At 70.4% G+C, this 16761-nt stretch carries 15 protein-coding genes; 8 read left to right on the forward strand and 7 right to left on the reverse strand.

Annotation, left to right across the window (positions count from 1 at the left end; genetic code table 11):
* The first annotated feature begins 1 nt into the window (after position 1).
* Positions 2-1654 carry an exo-alpha-sialidase gene (locus DZA62_RS33040; protein ID WP_157988061.1) on the forward strand — a complete coding sequence of 551 codons (1653 nt, stop codon included), beginning with the start codon at positions 2-4 and terminating at the stop codon, positions 1652-1654.
* 12 nt (positions 1655-1666) lie between these two features.
* Complete coding sequence (locus DZA62_RS33045; protein ID WP_116953233.1) at positions 1667-2251, forward strand: class I SAM-dependent methyltransferase; 585 nt, start codon at positions 1667-1669, stop codon at positions 2249-2251.
* 752 nt (positions 2252-3003) lie between these two features.
* Here DZA62_RS33045 and DZA62_RS33050 read toward each other — a convergent pair.
* The 7 genes from DZA62_RS33050 to DZA62_RS33080 form a co-directional block, all read right to left on the reverse strand.
* Positions 3004-3762: an SDR family NAD(P)-dependent oxidoreductase gene (locus tag DZA62_RS33050; RefSeq protein WP_116953234.1), complete on the reverse strand. Its 759-nt coding sequence runs from the start codon at positions 3760-3762 to the stop codon at positions 3004-3006.
* A gap of 27 nt (positions 3763-3789) precedes the next feature.
* A complete protein-coding gene (locus tag DZA62_RS33055) occupies positions 3790-4788 on the reverse strand; it encodes an acetamidase/formamidase family protein (protein WP_116953235.1) in 999 nt (332 codons plus the stop codon).
* 8 nt (positions 4789-4796) lie between these two features.
* The gene (locus DZA62_RS33060) at positions 4797-5093 is read right to left on the reverse strand and encodes a 4a-hydroxytetrahydrobiopterin dehydratase (protein ID WP_116953255.1); all 297 of its coding nucleotides are present in this window, start codon (positions 5091-5093) and stop codon (positions 4797-4799) included.
* Positions 5094-5138: 45 nt separating this feature from the next.
* Complete coding sequence (locus tag DZA62_RS33065; protein ID WP_408620152.1) at positions 5139-5909, reverse strand: succinate dehydrogenase/fumarate reductase iron-sulfur subunit; 771 nt, start codon at positions 5907-5909, stop codon at positions 5139-5141.
* A gap of 42 nt (positions 5910-5951) precedes the next feature.
* Positions 5952-7739, reverse strand: coding sequence for a fumarate reductase/succinate dehydrogenase flavoprotein subunit (locus DZA62_RS33070; RefSeq protein WP_116953237.1), 1788 nt, complete (start codon positions 7737-7739; stop codon positions 5952-5954).
* A 16-nt stretch (positions 7740-7755) separates the two neighbouring features.
* Positions 7756-8553 carry a hypothetical protein gene (locus DZA62_RS33075; protein WP_116953238.1) on the reverse strand — a complete coding sequence of 266 codons (798 nt, stop codon included), beginning with the start codon at positions 8551-8553 and terminating at the stop codon, positions 7756-7758.
* Positions 8554-8632: 79 nt separating this feature from the next.
* Complete coding sequence (locus tag DZA62_RS33080) at positions 8633-8920, reverse strand: hypothetical protein (RefSeq protein WP_116953239.1); 288 nt, start codon at positions 8918-8920, stop codon at positions 8633-8635.
* 200 nt (positions 8921-9120) lie between these two features.
* Here DZA62_RS33080 and DZA62_RS33085 point away from each other — a divergent pair, with 200 nt between their 5' ends.
* From DZA62_RS33085 to DZA62_RS33110, 6 genes are all read left to right on the forward strand, one after another.
* On the forward strand, positions 9121-9711 hold the full coding sequence (locus DZA62_RS33085) for a winged helix-turn-helix domain-containing protein (RefSeq protein ID WP_116953256.1): 591 nt from the start codon (positions 9121-9123) through the stop codon (positions 9709-9711).
* Entirely contained in the window at positions 9708-10934 is a 1227-nt protein-coding gene (locus tag DZA62_RS33090; protein WP_157988062.1) for an MFS transporter, read from the forward strand. Before DZA62_RS33085 ends, DZA62_RS33090 begins: the two co-directional genes overlap by 4 nt.
* A 180-nt stretch (positions 10935-11114) precedes the next feature.
* Positions 11115-12875 (forward strand): ABC transporter family substrate-binding protein, encoded by a 1761-nt coding sequence (locus DZA62_RS33095; RefSeq protein WP_198664465.1) that lies wholly within the window; start codon positions 11115-11117, stop codon positions 12873-12875.
* A gap of 175 nt (positions 12876-13050) precedes the next feature.
* Positions 13051-14583, forward strand: a complete 1533-nt coding sequence (locus DZA62_RS33100; RefSeq protein WP_116953241.1) for an ABC transporter permease — start codon at positions 13051-13053, stop codon at positions 14581-14583.
* A gap of 13 nt (positions 14584-14596) precedes the next feature.
* Complete coding sequence (locus DZA62_RS33105) at positions 14597-15595, forward strand: ABC transporter permease (protein ID WP_116953242.1); 999 nt, start codon at positions 14597-14599, stop codon at positions 15593-15595.
* Positions 15595-16761 (forward strand): ABC transporter ATP-binding protein, encoded by a 1167-nt coding sequence (locus DZA62_RS33110; protein ID WP_232827667.1) that lies wholly within the window; start codon positions 15595-15597, stop codon positions 16759-16761. Before DZA62_RS33105 ends, DZA62_RS33110 begins: the two co-directional genes overlap by 1 nt.

Genomic DNA, 16761 nt, shown 5'->3' on the forward strand with positions numbered 1-16761 from the left:
AGTGGAGCGCACCTCGATCAGTCGTCGCACCCTCGTCCTCGGCGCCGCCGCCGGCACCGCCGCGATCGGCGCATTGGCCGCGCCGTCCGCGGCCCTGCCACGCGCGGCGGCCGCGCCGGCGTCCGGTGATGTCCAGGAGTCGCTGGTGTTCCAGGCCGGCGACGACGGCCTCGCCGTCTTCCACGTCTTCGGTCTGACGACGACGGTGGCCGGCTCGGTGCTCGCGTTCGCCGAGGCCCGCATCGGCCCGCACGACTCCGACCCCCACCATCTCGCCGTCCGCCGCAGCCGCGACGGTGGCCGGACGTGGGGCCCACTCGGCTACGTGCGCCGCTCCGACGGCGTCCAGTCCTTCATCAACCCGACCCCGCTCGTCGACCGCGAGTCCGGCCGGATCTTCCTGTTCCACGCCGAGTGCTTCCGCGACGAGGGCAACACCGGCGGCTCGCCGGACAGCTCCCGGCTCTACGTCGTGACCAGCGACGACGACGGCGAGACGTGGTCCGAGCCCACCGATCTGACCCACTTGTTCGACGGCGACCCGAACGGCCAGACGCTGCACATGCCCGGCCCCGGACACGGCCTGCAACTCGCCGACGGCCGGCTGGTGCTGCAGGTCTGGCACCGCCGGGCCATCGCGTTCCCGGTCGCCGAGCGACGCTACGGCGTCACCGTCATCCACAGCGACGACGGCGGCGCCACCTGGCAGGCGGGTGGCGGCGTCCCGCTGGACGGTGCGTACCCGCTGAACGAGGCGCGGCTGGTCGAGCGCCCGGACGGCGCGCTGGTGGTGCTCGGCCGGTATGCGTCCGGCGGCACCCACCCGCGGATCGTCTCCGTCAGCGCCGACCGCGGCGCCACCTGGTCGCCGCCCGTGCTCGACGCGGCCACCCGGCCGGTCAACGCGATCGACACCGGCATCGTCCGCCTCACCGGGCTGGGGGAGCGCGAGGACAGCCGGCTGGTGTTCTCGCGCACCGACTCTCCGACCCGGCGCAACATGACCGTCTCGATCTCCTACGACGAGGGCATGACCTGGCCGTACAGCCGGGTGCTGACCGAGGGGCCGGCGTCGTACTCGGACACCGTCGCGCTGCCCGACGGCCGGATCGGCGTGCTGTACGGGCGCGAGCACGTTCCGGGCGTGACGACGAGCTTCTCGCGCGACATCGTGTTCGCGACCTTCGACCTCGCCTGGCTGACCGGTGGCGCCGACACCGGGCGGCGCGGGCCGGCGACGCGGCTGACCTTCGAGGTCGAGTCGCTGCCGCTGACCGCGACCTCCGGCGTCACCGTCAACCGGCCGGCCGACGCCGCGGCCAGCGGCGGTGCCCGCGTCGAGGTGCTGGCCACCGACTACGACCAGTACGTCGAGGCGACCATCGAGATCACCCGCGGCGGCCAGTACGACCTGTTCGCGCGGTTCCGGCACCTGGCCAACGGCGGCGTGGTCGTGATCGACGTCGACGGCGAGCGGCTGGGCGGCCCGATCGACACGTCGACGGTGTCGGTGCGGTCGTTCCGGACCGAGCGGGTCGGCCGGGTCGCGCTGGGCCGGGGCCGGCACACCGTCCGGTTCACCGTCGTCGACAAGCAGGTCGACGCCAGCGGCGTCCGGTTCAGCCCGGACCTCATCGGGCTGGTCCTGGCGTGATGTGATGGAGGTGTGGCGAAGCCGACGCGCTGGGTGACCGACACCAAGGCCGGTCACTCGCGGTGGTACATCGAGCGGTTCCGGACCATGGCGGCCGGCGGCGCCGACCTCGGTGGCGAGGCTCGGCTGGTCGACGCCATGGTCGCGCCGGGGTCCCGAGTCCTCGACGCCGGCTGCGGCACCGGCCGGGTCGCCGCCGTCCTGCACCAGCGCGGGCACGCCGTCGTCGGCGTCGACGCGGACCCGGAGCTCATCGCGGCGGCCCGGCAGGACTACCCGGGCCCGCGGTTCGTCGTCGCGGATCTCAGCGAGCTCGACCTCGGCGAGACGTTCGACGCCGCGGTCCTGGCCGGCAACGTCATGGTGTTCGTCGCGCCCGGGACGGAGACCGCGGTGTTGCGGCGGGTCGGCGCCCACGTCGTGCCCGGCGGCTTCGTGGTGGCCGGCTTCCACGTGAACCGCGACCTCGCCCTGGCCGACTTCGACCGCTACGCCGCCGACGCTGGGCTGCGGCTGGAGCACCGGTTTGCCACCTGGGACCTGCGCGCCTGGCACGACGACGCCGACTTCGCGGTCAGCGTGCTGCGGCACTCCTGACCGCGAAGCCGCCACGCCGAGGCCCGACCGCCAACCGGTCGGTTGGCTGGTGCACTCGTTGGCCGGGGTTCGTGCCGTTCGCCGTCCCCTGCTGCCCATTGTCTCAGCCGCGCAACCGCGCCTCAAAGCGGACCAACGGGCGCTTCGCGCCGGCGATGACCGCTTGACCCACGGCCGCACGGTCGACGAACTGGCAGCTATCAGGGGGACGGGGCGGGTCTGGGCACACCTTGGGCTTCGCGGGCGTGGTCCCGGGATCCAGCGGTCCGGTGTCCAGGGTCCAGTGCTGCAGGGTCGGCCGTCAGCCATTGACCCGGCCGCGCCCACCGGCGGCCTTGCCACTGCCGGACGCCGACCACCCGGCCGTATCCACCGTCGATCCAGCCGCCACTGTCCGTTGACACGGCCCCCGTTGACATCGGCGTGCGCCATGGTGAGAACGGTGATCAAGAGGCGGCCCACAAGAGCCTTGGAAGCACGAAACGCCCGTGAACACGGGTTCACACCGACTTCACTAGGCGTTCTCCCACTCCACCAGGCATGCACGCCTCGCAGAGCGGGAGAACGCCTAGTGATGTAAGCGATCGTTGATGATCATCGCTGTCCACAAGCCCCGATGCCACCCCAGAAACGGCCACGCCGGCCGGAGCGCCCGCGGCGCGCCCGATTCATCCCGGTTCGTGAACGCGCCAGCGTGCCACGGCTCGAGTCGGCGAAGCGGAGTGCGGCACTGTGCCCGGTGAGCGCCGCCGCTACACCTGGATGCCGCGGGTCAGGGCGCCGTCGACGACGAGGTTGGTGCCGCTGACCCGGCTGGCCACGGGACTCGCGAGGAAGACCACGGGCGCGGCGATCTCCTGCGGTGTGCCCATGTGGCCGGTGGGGTTGAGGCCCACCGCCGTGCGGTACAGGTCGGGGTCGCCGCTCTCGATGCTCGCCCAGACGCCGCCCTCGAAGTAGGTGTTGCCCGGGGACACGGTGTTGGCCCGGATGCCCTTCTCGGCCAGCTGCATGGCCAGCCCGTTGATGTACCCGATGATGGCGGTCTTGGCCGTGCCGTACGGGCCGGAGGCGAAGTCCGACTCGCGTCCGGACACGCTCGAGATCGCGATGATCGAGGGCGCCGCGGACCGCTCGAGGTGCGGGAGGGCCGCGCGGACCAGCCGGACGGTGTGCATGAGGTCGACGTTCAGGCTGAGCTGCCAGTTCTCCTCGGTGTCCGGGATCGCCAGCGCGCTGACGTTGGCCACCACGGTGTCGAGACCACCGAACGACGCGGCGGATTCGTCGACCCAGGCGGCGAGGGCGTCGCCGTCGCCGACGTCGACCACCGTGCCGGTGACGGGGCCGCGGGAGCCGAGCGCCTCCTGGGTCGCGCTCACCGCGTCGGCGGTGCGCCCGCAGAAGCCGACCGTGGCGCCTTCGTCGAGGAACGCCGCGACGATGGCCCGGCCGATGCCGCGCGTACCGCCGGTGACGAGAACGCGGGTGCCGCTGAGCTGCAGATCCATGGCCGGCCTTTCGTCGAGGAAGGAGCGTCAGAGCGTGGCCGCGCGGGCCCGCAGGTCGGCGTGGATGCCGTCGAACGCGTCGGCGGCCGGCAGCAGCGCCTTCGCCGCCTTGACCACCACGCTGTAGTTGGCGTCGACGACGTTGGCGATCGGGACCTCCGCGATCTGCGAGCACAGCTGGTACGCGTCCATCGGGTGCAGGCCGTAGAGCGCGCCGACCCAGTGCACCAGCTCGGCGTTGCCGATGCGCCAGGAGTCCTCCAGCGGGCGGCTCGAGCCGACGGTCATCCAATGCGTGTCGTCCTCGAGCCGGGGCCAGCCCGGCGCCCCACCCTTGATGAGGTCGACGATGAGGGTGGTGGTCATCGCGCCCTCGACGGCGGTGCCGCAGGCCTCGCCCTCGCCCTGGCGGTAGTGGCCGTCGCCGACGGAGAACATCGCCCCCTCGACGTTCACGCCGAGGTAGACGGTCGTGCCGGCCCGCATCTGCGGGGTGTCCATGTTGCCGCCGAACCGGTCGGGCACCAGCGAGGAGCGCACCTCGCCACCGGCGGGGGCCACGCCGACCGTGCCGAGCATCGTGGCGACGGGCAGCTCGATGCGATGGTCGCTGTGCCGCGCCGCGAAGGCCACGGTGTTCCGGTCGCGGTCCAGCTCGTAGATCCACGTCGTGTCCGGCAACGGCTCCTGCAGGGTGACGACCCGATCGGTGCTCGTCATGCCGCCGAAGAACGGGATGGCCGCCGACGCTCCCCAGTCGCGGGCCGGCTCCAGCGCGACCAGGTGGAGCACCAGGGTGTCACCCGGCTCGGCGCCCTCGACGTAGAACGGCCCGGTCTGCGGGTTGACGAAGCGGAGGTCGACCTTGGCGCTGGACAGGTCGCCGGTCGTGCGCAGGACGCCACCGAACGCGTCGTCGGACCAGAGCCGCAGCGCGGTCCCCGGTGTCACCCGCATGGCCGCGGCGGCGCCTCCGAAGGTATAGGCGTACTGGTCGCGGGTGGGCGTGTACTCGGTGACGTCCATGTTCCACGCTATCGCGCCCCGTGCCGGGCGGCGATCTCGTTGATGGTGCCGGCCAGGCCGACGTCCTTCTGCGTCACGCCGCCCTCGGAGTAGGTGAGCAGCGTGAACGTCACCTTGGTCCAGCGGATGTCGATGTCCGGGTGATGGTCGGCCGCCTCGGCCGCCGCCGCGACGTCGTCGACGATGCGGATGCCGGTGGAGAAGTCCGGCGCCTCGACGCTGCGGGTGATGGCGGACGGGTCGCCGGACCATCCGGGCAGCCCTTCGAGGGCCGCCCGGACGCCGTCGTGGTCGAGCAGGGTCATGGGGTCCACCTCCATGACCCCCCGCATACCCGGTGATCCGCCGGTCTACTCGGACCGGCCCTGGGGAACCTGCGCCTCGGGCAACTGGTCGCGGCGGAAGATCTTCCGGCCGAGCCAGGTGACCGGGTCGAAGGACCGGTCGACGACGCGCTCCTTCATCGGGATGATCGCGTTGTCGGTGATGTGGATGCCCTCCGGGCACACCTCGGTGCAGCACTTGGTGATGTTGCACATCCCGATGCCGGCCTGCTCGCGCGCCAGCTCACGGCGGTCGTTGGTGTCCAGTGGGTGCATCTCCAGCTCGGCATAGCGCAGGAAGAACCGCGGGCCGGAGAAGGACTGCTTGTTCTCCTCGTGGTCACGGATGACGTGGCACACGTCCTGGCACAGGAAGCACTCGATGCACTTGCGGAACTCCTGGCCGCGCTCGACGTCCACCTGCTGCATGCGGTACTGACCGTCGGCGGGACGCGGCTCCGGCGCGAACGGCGGCACCGTCTCGGCGACCTTGTAGTTGTACGAGACGTCCGTGACGAGGTCGCGGACCACCGGGAAGGTGCGCAGCGGCGTCACCGTCACCGTCTCGCCCTCCTCGAACGTCGAGAGCCGGGTCATGCAGGCCAGCCGCGGCCGGCCGTTGATCTCGGTGCTGCACGAGCCGCACTTGCCGGCCTTGCAGTTCCAGCGCACCGCGAGGTCGCCGGACTGCGTGGCCTGAATGCGGTGCAGCGCGTCGAGGACCACCTCGCCCTCTTCGACGGGGACGGTGTAGTCGACCAGTTCCCCGCCGGTGGCGTCGCCGCGCCACACCTTCATCTGCAGGTCGTATCCCACTTCACGCCTCCTCGGCGGTCACAGCTAGTTGAAGAGCTCGCGCAGGTCGTCGGGCATCTGGGGGAGCGGCTCGCGGGCGATGTCGACGCTCTCGCCGTCGAGGCGGCAGTGCAGGTTGAGCCTGCCCCACGCGTCGTCGGTGGCGGGGTAGTCGTTGCGCGTGTGCCCGCCCCTGCTCTCCGTTCGCTCGAGCGCCGCCCGGGCGATGCATTCGGAGACCCGCAGCATGTTGCGCAGGTCCAGCGCCAGGTGCCAGCCGGGGTTGTACTGCCGGTGCCCTTCGACGCTGAGCCGGGTGATCCGCTCACGCAGGCCGGCCAGGTCGCTCAGCGCACGCTCCATCTCGTCAGCGGTCCGGATGATGCCGACCAGGTTGTGCATGACCTCCTGGAGGTCGTGCTGGACGGTGTACGGGTTCTCGCCGCCCTCGATGCCGAACGGCGCGACCGCGTGCTCGGACGCCGTGCGGATCTCCTCGTCGGTGATCTCCGGTCGTTGTCCTCGCCGGGCCGCCGCGTAGGCCGCGTTGAGCCCCGTCCGGCGGCCGAAGACCAGCAGGTCCGAGAGCGAGTTGCCGCCCAGGCGGTTGGCGCCGTGCATGCCGCCGGCCACCTCGCCCGCCGCGTACAGGCCCTGGACCGCCGACTCGCCGGTGTCGGGGTCGACGGCGACGCCGCCCATGACGTAGTGGCAGGTCGGGCCGACCTCCATCGGCTCGGCCGTGATGTCGACGTCGGCCAGCTCCTTGAACTGGTGATACATCGACGGCAACCGGCGGCGGATGTACTCGGGCGTCCGGCGCGAGGCGATGTCGAGGAACACGCCGCCGTGCGGCGACCCACGACCGGCTTTGACCTCGGCGTTGATGGCCCGGGCGACCTCGTCGCGGGGGAGCAGCTCCGGTGGCCGGCGGTTGTTCGTCTTGTCCTCGTACCAGCGGTCGGCCTCCTCCTCGGAGTCCGCCGTCTCGGCCTTGAAGAACTCGGGGATGTAGTCGAACATGAACCGGCGGCCCTCGCTGTTGCGCAGCACGCCGCCGTCGCCCCGGACCGACTCGGTGACCAGGATCCCCTTCACCGACGGCGGCCAGACCATGCCGGTCGGGTGGAACTGGACGAACTCCATGTTCACCAGGCTCGCGCCGGCCTCCAGCGCCAGCGCGTGGCCGTCGCCGGTGTACTCCCACGAGTTCGACGTCACCTTGTACGACTTGCCGATTCCGCCGGTGGCCAGGACGACCGACGGCGCCTCGAAGGCGACGAACCGGCCGGACTCGCGCCAGTAGCCGAACGCGCCGGAGATCCGCCCGTCCGACGTGAGCAGCTTGGTGACGGTGCACTCCATGAACACCTCGATGCCGAGGGCCACGGCGCGCTGCTGCAGCGTGCGGATCAGTTCCAGGCCGGTGCGGTCGCCGACGTGCGCCAGCCGCGCGTAGCGGTGCCCGCCGAAGTCGCGCTGGGAGATCAGGCCGTCGGGCGTGCGGTCGAACAGCGCGCCCCACTCCTCCAGCTCGCGAACGCGGTCCGGTGCCTCCTGCGCGTGCAGCTGCGCCATTCGCCAGTGGTTGAGCATCTTCCCGCCACGCATGGTGTCGCGGAAGTGCACCTGCCAGTTGTCCTCTTTCCACACGTTCGCCATGGCGGCGGCGATGCCGCCCTCGGCCATGACGGTGTGCGCCTTGCCCAGCAGCGACTTGCAGACGATGCCGACCTTCGCGCCCGCGTCGTGGGCCGCGATGGCCGCCCGCAGGCCGGCGCCGCCGGCGCCGACCACGAGCACGTCGAAGCTGTGGCGTTCGATTTCAGCCATGGTGTCGCTCTGCTCCTCAGAAGAACCGCGGGTCGGACCAGGTGCCGGACGCGACCATCCAGATGTAGAAGTCGGTGAAGGCCACCCAGACCAGGGACGCCCACGCCAGCTGCGCGTGCCGGCCGTTGAGCACCGACACCCCTCCCCACAGGCGGTAACGCACCGGATGCTTGGAGAAGTTGCGCAGCCGTCCGCCGATGATGTGCCGGCACGAGTGGCACGACAGGCTGTACAGCGCCAGCAGCACCGCGTTGACCACGAGGATCAGCGAGCCCAGACCCATGTGCCCCCACTCGCCCTCGGGCGACTTGAAGCTCATCACCGCGTCGTAAGTGAGCAGCACGTTGTACGCCAGCGCGATGTACAGCGCGTAGCGGTGGATGTTCTGCAGGATCAGCGGGAACCGCGTCTCGCCGGTGTAGCGGCGGTGCGGCTCGCCGACGGCGCAGGCCGGCGGCGACATCCAGAACGAGCGGTAGTACGCCTTGCGGTAGTAGTAGCAGGTCAGCCGCAGGCTCAGCGGGATGACGAGGATCAGCACGGCCGGCGAGAACGGCCACCAGTCACCCACCCAGGTGCCCAGGTGGGCCGAGCCCTCGACGCACTCGGTGGTGACACACGGCGAGTAGAACGGCGTCAGGTACGGCTCGGCGAAGTAGTGCTGTCCGGAGAAGGCCCGGTAGGTGGCGTAGACCACGAAGGCGAGCAGCACCAGCGCGGTGAACGTGGGGTAGAGCCACCAGCGATCCGTGCGCAGAGTGCGCGCGGCGATGCGGGCCCGGGTCGGAGACTTGATTCCGGTAGGGGCGGCCATGTCGTCTGAATGCTCTTTTCAGAGAACGGGGGGACGGGACGGGAACGGATGCGGCCTCACGCGGCGGCGGAGCGACCGGTCATGGAGCTCGCCGGTCCGGGGCGCCCAGGCCCTCGTCCTCGGCGCCGGCCCACATGCTCGGGTCGTACGGCTCGTCGGGCACGATCTCCAGCTGCCTGACCGGATGCGGCCGATGGCCTGGCTGGGGTTCGCCGAGTTCGGCGAGGTCGTCGCCGAGCCGGGCCACGTCGCTGACCAGGCGCCTGACGCCGAGGGTGTCGCCGTAATGGAGGCGCAGGGTGGCCACCGCCGCGTCGAGGACGGATACGGCCTCGGCCACTGCGGCCCGGCTCTCGGACATTCCCATCACTGCCTCCCGCGAGCGTCGGCGGTCGCGATAGGCCGCAGCCTGGCACGGGTACGGCCCCGAATCCAGGGGTTGTCTGCGATGGGATGAACATCACACGACCGTGCCCTTGATTTTCTGGACGATCTTGTTTTCAAAATAGCCGCAGCGATGCAAAGGAATGGTTGCAAAGAAGTCTTGGCATGCGGTACGGTCCGGGCATGCCAGACGCCCCGAGACGCCGCATCGACGCGACCACGCTGCGTGGTCTCGCGCACCCGCTGCGGGTCCAGCTCTACGACGCGCTGGTGACGTACGGCCCGGCCACGGCGACCATGCTGGCCGAGCGGTTCGGCGAGAGCACCGGCTCGACCAGCTACCACCTGCGTCAGCTGGCCAAGCACGGATTCGTCGAGGAAGACACCGCCCGCGGCGCCGGGCGCGAGCGGTACTGGCGGGCCTATCCCGGCGGCACCGAGCTCGACAGCTACGAGCTGGCCGGCAGCGCCAGCGGCGAGGCGGCCCGGCTGGTCGTCGACGAACTCCGACGCGCGCAGTCGGCCCGCCTCGGGCACTGGCTCTCCGACGGCTATCTCCAGGCCCCCCGCGAGTGGGGACAGGCCACCATCAACTCGACGGCACACCTGCGGCTGCGGGCCGACGAACTGGCCCGGATCAGTGCCGAGCTGGCGGCGGTCGTCGATGCTTGGCACGAGCGGGCCGTCGGCCGCGAATCCGCCACCGACGACGACGCCCGCATCGTCGAGGTGCAGATCCACACCTTCCCGGTCGCCGCTCAGGACCTGCCGTGACGGTGACCGCCGCGCCCGCCCGCGGGCTCGGCCCGGCGTTCACCCGGCTGTGGGGAGCCGCCGTCGGCGCCAACCTGTCCGACGGGTTCGCGGCGACGGCCGCGCCGCTGCTCGCGGCGGCGCTCACGCGCGATCCCGTCCTTGTTTCCTTGGTGGGCGTCGCGCAGTTCCTGCCGTGGCTGCTGTTCGGCGTCCTGTCCGGCAGCATCGTCGACCGCTTCGACCGCCGCCGGGTGGCCGCGTTCGCCTGCGGCGTGCGGGCCGTGGTCGCCGCCGCGGTGTGCCTGCTGGTCGCCACCGACCACATGGTCATCGCCGTGCTCATCGGCGCGGTGTTCGTCTTCGGTGCGTTCGAGACGGTGGCCGACGGGTCGCTGCAGGCCATGGTGCCGGCCGTGGCCGGGCGCGACGGCCTGGTCCGGGCCAACAGCCGGTTCCAAGCCACCGAGGTCGTCGCACAGAACTTCGTCGCGGCGCCGCTGGCCGGCCTGCTGTTCGCGGTCGCGGCGGCGCTGCCGTTCGTCGTGCACTCCGCGGGCTACGCGCTGGCCGCCGTTCTCGTGCTGCTGCTCCCGCTGAGCGCCGCCCGGGCGCCGCGGGCCGCCGATGAGCCGAAGGAGCCGCTGACCCGCCGGTCGCTGGCCGAGGGCATCCGGTTCCTGCTCGGCCACCCGCTGCTGCGCCGGCTGTGGGCGGTCAACATCGTGCTGGCCGTGTTCAACTCCCTGGCTCAGGCCGTGTTCGTGCTGTACGTCCTCGACCAGCTCGGCCTGCCCGACGCCGTGTACGGGTTGTTCGCCATGGCCGCGGCGGTCGGCGCGGTGCTCGGCGCGCTGATCATGCCCCGGCTGACCCGGCGGTTCGAGCGTGGGCCGCTGATGACCACGTCCGTGCTGGTCACGGGGGCGTCGTACGCACTGTGCGGGTTCGTGGCACACCCGGCGACCGCCGCCGTCGGCATGGTCGGAGCCGGCCTCAGCGTCGCGGCCTGGAACGTCCTCAGCGTCACCACCCGCCAGGAACTGGTGCCGAGCCGGTTGCTCGGCCGCACGCACGGCGCGTGGCGGGCCTTCGGCTGGGGGCTGATGCCCATCGGCACGCTCGCCGGCGGACTACTCGGCGCGATCGACCTCCGGCTGCCCTTCATCGTCGGCGGAATCGGAATCGCGGTGGCGGCATTCGGAGTAGGGCGAACGTTTTCCGTCCTGTCCAAGACGAATTAGACAGGAGAATTTCACGAAGGTTCGTGTCCGATCCGTTGTGATTTCGTAGCCTGCCGACCTAGTTGGGTTGCAGGTCAGTAACAGCGCGCCCGGCCACCTTGTGTGTACGTCAGTGGCGGTGATGGTCTTAGCCACACTCATTCTGCGATCCTTGCGATCCGACACACGAGGAGTCAGACCTTGACCACCAAGCGCAGGGGTATGGCGTTCTTCGCCGTGCTCACGGCAGGGGCGCTGGCGCTCTCTGCATGTGGCGGCGACGACGACGGCGACGGCTCCGGTAGCGGCGACACCGAGTCTCCGGGCGGCTCGTCGAGCGGCCCGATCACGGTCGCGTCCGATTCGGAGTTCACGTCGTACAACGGCAACTCCGAGACCGGCAACGGTACCTGGAACACGTTCGTCCTCAATGGCGTTCAGGACGGCTTCTGGGACTACGGTCCGCAGGGCGAGATCGTCCGCAACGAGGCGTTCGGTACCTACGAGGTCACGTCCGAGGAACCGCTGACCGTCCTCTACACCTTCGCCGAGGACGCCGTGTGGTCCGACGGTGAGCCGATCGACTGCGACGACCTCCTGCTGGAGTGGGCGACCCAGGGCGCCGGCTACGAGACCGCGGAGATCGGCGAGGACGGCAACCCGGTCCCGCTGTTCCGGGTGCCGGGCACCACCGGCTACGACCTGGTGGCCAAGCCGACCTGCCAGCCGGGTGACAAGGAAGTCGAGTTCGTCTACTCCGAGCCGTTCGCCGACTGGCAGCAGGTGACGAACACCAGCATGCTGCCGGCCCACATCGTGGCCGAGCAGGCCGGGATGACGGCTGAAGATCTCGTGACCGCCATCCAGAACGACGACCTCACGGCCCTGGCGCCGGTCGGGGAGTTCTGGAACACCGGCTGGGACATGGGGCCGGGCGCGCTGCTCGACTCCGCGCTGCTCCCGGCGTCGGGCCCGTACGTCATCGACGGCTGGGAGGCCGGCCAGTCGCTGACGCTGGTCGCCAACGAGAACTACTACGGCGACCCGCCGGCCACCGACACCATCGTCATCCGGTTCATCCAGCAGGACCAGCAGGTCCAGGCACTGGCCAACGGTGAGGTCGATGTCATCGCGCCGCAGGTCAACGTCGACCTCGTGGCCTCGCTCGAGCAGCTGGGCGACCAGGTCACGGTCATCACCGGTGACGAGATGACGTGGGAGCACCTGGACTTCAACCAGACCCCGGGCGCGGTCATGGCCGACCCGAACCTGCGCCAGGCGTTCGCCATGTGCGTGCCGCGCCAGCAGATCGTCGACAACCTGATCGCGCCGGCCAACCCTGAAGCGGTCGTCATGAACCTGCGCGAGTTCTTCCCGTGGGACCCGGAGTACGACCAGGTGGTGGGCGCTGCCTACGGCGGCGAGTACGACGAGCCCGACATCGCCGGCTCGAAGGCGCTCATCGACGCCGCCGGTGCCGCGGGCACCCAGATCCGCATCCTGCGGTCCGACCCGAACCCGCGTCGCGCCGACACGGTCGCCGCGATCAAGGCGTCCTGCGACCAGGCCGGCTTCGAGATCGTCGACACCCCGACCCCCGACCTGGGCGCCGGTATCACCGACGTCACCAGCTACGAGGTCGCGCTGTTCGCCTGGGCCGGCTCCGGCGTCCTGACCTCCGGTGCCTCGCTCTACCGCACCGCTGAGGGCCAGAACCCGTACGGCTACTCCAACCCCGACGTCGACGCCGCGTGGACCGAGCTGGTCGTCACGACCGACGAGGCCCGGCAGGTGGAGCTGCTGACCGAGATCGAGACCGACCTCTGGGCCGATCTGTTCAGCATCCCGCTGTACGCGCACCCGGGTGTCACGGCGCACGCGCCGGACGTCACGGGCGTCCAGCAGAACGCCGCCCAGACCCAGGTGACGTTCAACCTGGAAGAGTGGGCGCGTTCGTCCTGACCGTTCGCGGGTCCGGCCGGGATCCCCGGCCGGACCGGCTCGATGGTTCGGGCCAGGAGCCTCGTCGCTCCTGGCCCGAACCTTGCACCCGGTCGCGTCGTACCCCGGCCGACGATGGTGCGGACCTGACAAGGGCTGGATCTGATCTGATGACTGTCGACGGGCTGGTGTAACCATGCTGGTCTTCATCGTGCGCAGGGTGATCGTCTCGTTCTTCATCCTGCTCGCCGCGACGTTCGTGATGTATCTCCTCACCGCGAACGCCGGCAATCCGCTGGGCGATCTGCAGGAGTCCCGGGCGCCGAACCGCGAGGCCCTGATCGAGGCGCGCATCCGGCTGCTGAACCTCGATACGCCGGCGCCGCTGCGCTACTTCATCTGGCTCAAGGGCGCGGCCGGCTGTCTCGCGCCGTTCGTCTTCGAGTGTGACCTCGGCCAGAGCGTCCAGGGCCAGGACGTCAGCGCGCTGCTCGGCGTGGCATTCACCCAGACGCTGCAGCTGGTCATCGCCGCCACCGTGCTGGCGATGATCCTGGGCATCACGGTCGGCATCGTCACCGCCCTGCGTCAGTACAGCGGCCTGGACTACACGGTCACGTTCAGCGCCTTCCTCTTCTTCTCGCTGCCGATCTTCTGGGTCGCGGTGCTGCTCAAGGAGTACGGCGCGATCCGGTTCAACGACTGGCTCGGCGATCCGACCGTCCCCATCGGGGTGGCGGTGGTCCTCGGCGTCGTCAGCGGGCTGTTCTGGATGATCGTCATCTCCGGCGACCGCACCAGACGTCTGACGACGTTCGCCGCGGCGTTCGTCGCCTCGGCCGGCGCGCTGTGGCTGTTGTCGGAGACCCAGTGGTTCGCCGACCCCGGCCTCGGTGTCGTCGTCATCGCCGTCACGGCCGTGGGACTGGCGTTCCTCACCACTGCCCTCGTCGCCGGCTTCACCTACCGCAACGTGCTCTACGCGGCGCTCGCGTCGGCGGGCGTCGGTATCGTCTGCCACTTCGCGCTCGACTCCGTGCTCGACGACCCCAGCGCCATGATCATCGTGCTGCTCGCGCTGGTGACCGTCGCCGTCGGAGTGGGCCTCGGCTACGCCCTGGGCGGGCTGCAGCGCCGGCAGGCCATCCAGGCCGCCGTGCTGACCGGCCTCGGCACCGGTGCGCTGCTCTTCCTGGATCGCCTGCTCGGTGCCTGGGACACCTACTCCGACCGCGTCAGCGGCCGGGTCATCGCCACCATCGGCGCGCGCACTCCGAACTTCCAGGGCACGTTCTGGGAGGAGGGGCTCGACCGCGCCACCCACCTGATCCTGCCCACGATCGCGATCGTGCTGATCTCGTTCGCCACCTACACCCGGTACACCCGCTCGAGCATGCTCGAGGTGCTGAACCAGGACTACGTGCGCACGGCCCGGTCGAAGGGCCTGGCCGAGCGGGGCGTCGTCGTCAAGCACGCGTTCCGCAATGCGATGATCCCGATCACGACGCTGATGGCGTTCGACTTCGCCGGCGTGCTCAGCGGCGCCGTCATCACCGAGAACGTGTTCGGCTGGACCGGCCTCGGCAAACTGTTCACCGACGCCCTGACCCGGGTCGATCCGAACCCGGTCATGGGCTTCTTCCTGATCGCCGGCGCCGCGGCGGTGGTGTTCAACATGCTGGCGGACATCGCCTACGCATTCCTCGACCCGCGCATCCGGTTGTCGTGAGGAGGACGAAACGATGAGCGATCCCACGACTCCCGGCCCCGGGCCGGTCCCCGCGGCGGCCGCGGCCGCCGACGTACAGGGCATGACCGTCGTCGCGCGCACCCAGGCGCAGATGGTCCGGCGCCGGTTCTTCCGGCACCGCGCCGCCATGGGCGGCCTGATCGCCCTGTTGCTGATCGTGCTGCTGGCGTTCAGTTCGATCGGCTTCGCCAACGTCCCGGGCTGGTGGGACAAGGACTACTGGTCCATCGCCACCGTCGAGAACGGCGGCCGGCCGACCCTGAGCGTCATCCCGACCTGGCTGGGCGGCAGCGGTGTCCACCTCGGCGAGCACCCGTTCGGGCAGGACAACGTCGGCAAGGACTACTTCGCGCTGACCATGCGCGGCGTGCAGCAGTCGATCACGATCGCGTTCATCGTCGGCATCGTCGGAACCGTCATCGGCACGCTGGTCGGCGCGACCGCCGGCTACTTCCGCGGCCGGGTCGAGGCGGTGCTGATGCGCTTCACCGACGTCATGATCACCATCCCGCTGCTGGTCGTGGCCGCGGTCCTCGGCCGTCGCTACGGCGACTCCGGCATCGTCGTGCTGGGTCTGGTCATCGGCCTGGTCACCTGGACCAACCTGGCCCGCCTGGTGCGTGGCGAGTTCCTGGCGTTGCGCGAGAAGGAGTTCGTCGAGGCCGCCCGCGCCGCCGGCACGTCGGCGCGCCGCATCATCGTCAAGCACATGCTGCCGAACATCATCGGCGTCATCATCGTGAGCGCCACGCTGGCCGTCGCTGCGGCCATCCTGCTCGAGGCGGCGCTGTCGTTCCTGGGCTTCGGCGTGCGTGACCCGGACACCTCGCTGGGCCGGCTGATCAGCCTCTACCAGTCGGCGTTCTCCACCAGACCGTGGCTCTTCTGGTTCCCGGGCGTGTTCATCATCGCGATCGCCCTGTCGGTGAACTTCATCGGCGACGGCCTGCGCGACGCCTTCGACCCTCGACAGAACCGGGTGCGTGACTGATGACGACTCCAGGCATGCCGATCGGCTCCCCACTGCCCGACCCCGCCGCGGGCCAGGGCGGGCTGGACCAGCCCGCCGTCACCGAGTCCGCCGCCGAGGTGCACGTCGCCACCAAGCTGGAGGAGACCTCCGGCCCCGGTCAGACGGAGGTGCTGCGGGTCGAGGACCTCACCGTCTCGTTCCCCACCGACGACGGCCTGGTCCGCGCGGTGCGCGGCGTCTCGTACGCCGTCCACGAGCGCGAGGTGCTGGGCATCGTGGGTGAGTCCGGTTCGGGCAAGTCGGTGTCGTCGATGGCGGTCATGGGACTGCTGCCCAAGTCCGCCCGCATCGCCGGCAAGATCCTCTACCGCGGCGACGACCTGCTGAAGAAGTCGCCGAAGCAGCAGCGGGCGCTGCGCGGCAAGAAGATCGCGATGATCTTCCAGGACCCGATGACGGCGCTGAACCCGGTCTACTCCATCGGCGACCAGCTGGCCGAGGCGGTGCTCTCGCACGAGATCATGCCGCGCAAGCAGGCGCTCGCCCGGGCCGAGGACATGCTGGCGCTGGTCGGCATCCCGCAGCCGAAGAAGCGGCTGGACAACTACCCGCACGAGTTCTCCGGCGGCATGCGGCAGCGCGCGATGATCGCGATGGCGGTCATCAACAACCCCGACGTCATCATCGCCGACGAGCCCACCACGGCCCTCGACGTCACCGTCCAGGCGCAGATCCTGGAGACGCTGGTGCAGGTGAAGGACGAGGTCAACGCGGCCATCGTGCTCATCACGCACGACCTCGGCGTGGTGGCCGGCATGGCCCACCGCGTCCTCGTCATGTACGCGGGCAAGCCGGTCGAGATCGCCGAGACCGACCGCATCTTCTATCAGCCGCGGATGCCGTACACCGCGGGGCTGCTGGGCTCGATCCCGGCGCTGGAGAGCGGCGGCTCGGGATCGCGGTTGCGGCCGATCGTCGGCACCCCGCCGTCGTTGATCAACCTGCCGAAGGGCTGCCCGTTCTCGCCGCGCTGCCCCTTGGCCACCGACGTCTGCCACGAGTCGGAGCCGGCTCTGGAGCCGACGGACGAGTTGGGCCACGTGGCGGCCTGCCACCACTGGGACCAGCTCGCCGACGTCGACGACCCGACAGTGTTCTTCCGCACGGAGAGCGAGGCGGTCTGA

Origin of the sequence: Jiangella endophytica, from assembly GCF_003427025.1 — a bacterium.
GTDB lineage: Bacteria > Actinomycetota > Actinomycetes > Jiangellales > Jiangellaceae > Jiangella > Jiangella endophytica.

Excerpts from the sequence above, each read along its gene's own strand:
- DZA62_RS33050 (WP_116953234.1), bottom strand. The coding sequence starts at position 3,762 with ATGGATCTGCAGCTCAGCGGCACCCGCGTTCTCGTCACCGGCGGTACG.
- DZA62_RS33055 (WP_116953235.1), bottom strand. The coding sequence starts at position 4,788 with ATGGACGTCACCGAGTACACGCCCACCCGCGACCAGTACGCCTATACC.
- DZA62_RS33060 (WP_116953255.1), bottom strand. The coding sequence starts at position 5,093 with ATGACCCTGCTCGACCACGACGGCGTCCGGGCGGCCCTCGAAGGGCTG.
- DZA62_RS33065 (WP_408620152.1), bottom strand. The coding sequence starts at position 5,909 with ATGAAGGTGTGGCGCGGCGACGCCACCGGCGGGGAACTGGTCGACTAC.
- DZA62_RS33070 (WP_116953237.1), bottom strand. The coding sequence starts at position 7,739 with ATGGCTGAAATCGAACGCCACAGCTTCGACGTGCTCGTGGTCGGCGCC.
- DZA62_RS33075 (WP_116953238.1), bottom strand. The coding sequence starts at position 8,553 with ATGGCCGCCCCTACCGGAATCAAGTCTCCGACCCGGGCCCGCATCGCC.
- DZA62_RS33080 (WP_116953239.1), bottom strand. The coding sequence starts at position 8,920 with ATGGGAATGTCCGAGAGCCGGGCCGCAGTGGCCGAGGCCGTATCCGTC.
- DZA62_RS33085 (WP_116953256.1), top strand. The coding sequence starts at position 9,121 with ATGCCAGACGCCCCGAGACGCCGCATCGACGCGACCACGCTGCGTGGT.
- DZA62_RS33100 (WP_116953241.1), top strand. The coding sequence starts at position 13,051 with ATGCTGGTCTTCATCGTGCGCAGGGTGATCGTCTCGTTCTTCATCCTG.
- DZA62_RS33105 (WP_116953242.1), top strand. The coding sequence starts at position 14,597 with ATGAGCGATCCCACGACTCCCGGCCCCGGGCCGGTCCCCGCGGCGGCC.
- DZA62_RS33110 (WP_232827667.1), top strand. The coding sequence starts at position 15,595 with ATGACGACTCCAGGCATGCCGATCGGCTCCCCACTGCCCGACCCCGCC.